This is a genomic window from Paraburkholderia sp. UYCP14C (genome assembly GCF_004197395.1).
In the GTDB taxonomy this organism is placed as follows: Bacteria; Pseudomonadota; Gammaproteobacteria; order Burkholderiales; family Burkholderiaceae; genus Paraburkholderia.
Genome location: NZ_SELS01000370.1, coordinates 1 through 344, shown reverse-complemented (window position 1 = coordinate 344; position 344 = coordinate 1). Strand labels below are relative to the sequence as shown.

The following is a 344-nucleotide window of genomic DNA, read 5'->3' as shown; positions in this document are numbered from 1 at the left end:
GTCGAGCCGCGCAGCACCTTCACGCTGGTGTACGGCAACCGCAGCGTCGACCAGATCATGTTCGCCGAGGAGCTCGAAGACCTGAAGAACCGCTTCATGAACCGCTTCGTGCTGTATCACGTGCTGTCGGACGATCTGCAGGACGTCGAGCTGTTCAACGGCGTGCTCGACCAGCCGAAATGCGCGGCGTTCATCGAGCAGCTGTTGCCGGCCGACGCGATCGACGAAGCGTTCATCTGCGGCCCCGCGCCGATGATGGATGCGGCCGAAGCCGCGCTGCAAGCGGCCGGCGTGCCGCAGGCGAAGGTGCACGTCGAGCGCTTCGGTTCGCCGCTGCCGCAGGC

The 344-nt window shown here is 66.0% G+C and carries 1 pseudogene; it reads left to right on the top strand.

Annotated features, from left to right (window positions below):
• Window positions 1-344, top strand: a pseudogene (locus EVC45_RS45255) (phenylacetic acid degradation protein); the annotation flags it as partial.